At 56.5% G+C, this 1,633-nt stretch carries 2 protein-coding genes; both read right to left on the bottom strand.

Annotation, left to right across the window (positions count from 1 at the left end; translation table 11 throughout):
• A partial coding sequence (locus AC2VLY_RS12135; RefSeq protein ID WP_486892005.1) for a DNA gyrase subunit A occupies window positions 1-696 on the bottom strand: 696 nt, incomplete at its 3' end.
• 38 nt (window positions 697-734) lie between these two features.
• A partial coding sequence (locus AC2VLY_RS12130; protein ID WP_486922356.1) for a toprim domain-containing protein occupies window positions 735-1,633 on the bottom strand: 899 nt, incomplete at its 5' end.

Here is a 1,633-nt window from a genome sequence, read left to right as displayed (position 1 = left end):
ATCCGACGTCTCCGGATTTGCTGCCAACTGCGCGCAAACGGCCCCCAGCTCGCGCAGATTATGGGGCGGGATTTCTGTCGCCATGCCGACGGCAATGCCGGAGGCACCATTCATCAACAAAAATGGCAGGCGCGCAGGAAGCGTCACCGGTTCTTCCAGGGTACCATCATAATTACTGCGGAAATCGACGGTGCCCTCATCAATTTCACCCAGCAACAACTCGGAGATGGGGGTCAGATTGGCTTCGGTGTAGCGCATGGCTGCAGCAGAATCACCATCCAGAGAACCAAAATTACCCTGTCCATCCACCACGGGATAACGCAAGGTAAAATGCTGCGCCATGCGCACCATGGCATCATATACAGAACTGTCCCCATGGGGATGCCACTTGCCGATCACCTCACCCACCACCCGGGCAGATTTGACGTGTTTGGGAGAACGCTGCAGGCCCATATCGCGCATGGCATATAAAATGCGTCTTTGCACCGGCTTTTGTCCGTCGGCAAGCGCGGGAATGGCGCGCCCGGTCACGACGCTCATCGCGTATGCCAGGTAGGCTTTGGCGGCATATTCCGCAAGAGGCGGTGAAGGGTCCTCGGGGTTCCCCCCTTCTGCAGTCGGCAGCGGGGGCTCGTTTGGCGGGCTGGATGCCGGCTCAGGATTCAAGCCATCAAACAAGTCCAGGGTATTACTCATGCGGGATTCCTTTCTGAACATCCACCACAGTTATCTCCTCAAATATCCAGATCGGCCGTCCAGCCATCTCTTTCCATCCATTCCCGACGCCCGCCCGCCGACTGTTTGCTCATGAGCAGACTGAAGCGTTCATGGAGAGCAGCCTGATCAGATAGCGACATGGTCAAGGGCACCAGAGACCGGGTGTCGGGACACATGGCCGTTTCCCAGAGTTGATCCGGATTCATCTCGCCCAGGCCCTTGAAACGCTGCACCGCAATAGCAGACTCATTGACGCCTTCTGCGCGAAGACGATCCATGGCCACATCCCGCTCTGCTTCAGCTTCACAATAGATTTTGCGGGCCTTGCCGCGCCAGGTAGCATCTACCCGATACAGGGGCGGCTTCACCACAAATACATGCCCACGTCTGAGCAGTGCCGGAAAATGGCGCAGAAACAGCGTTAAAATCAGCACCTGAATATGACTCCCATCCACATCCGCATCAGAGAGAATCATGATTTTGCCGTAGCGCAACCCCGCCAGCACCTGCTCAGGATCCGCCGCGACACCATGCGGCTCAATACCCAGTGCCACGGCCATATTGTGGACTTCCTGATTTTTGAAAATCAGGTCTGCATCCACCTCCCAGGTATTCAGCACCTTGCCCCGGAGCGGTAAAAGCGCCTGATATTCTTTATCACGAGCCGCTTTGGCAGACCCCCCCGCAGAATCTCCTTCTACCAGAAACAGTTCATTGCGTTGAATATCCTCACTTTCGCAATCTGTCAGCTTGCCCGGCAAGGTCGCCAAACCCGAGCCTTTCTTACGTTCTATCTTTTGCGCCACGCGACTGCGCAGCTGTGCGCTCTGAATAGCCTGCTCGACAATGGCCCTGCCCGCCTCGGGATGGCTGTTCAGCCACAAATCCAGAGGATCGCGAATGGTCTGCACCATAA

The sequence above is a fragment of the Acidithiobacillus sp. TH-A36 genome (assembly GCF_057473445.1).
The sequence above is the reverse complement of the archived record's forward strand: the minus strand, read 5'-3'. Positions and strand labels throughout refer to the sequence as shown.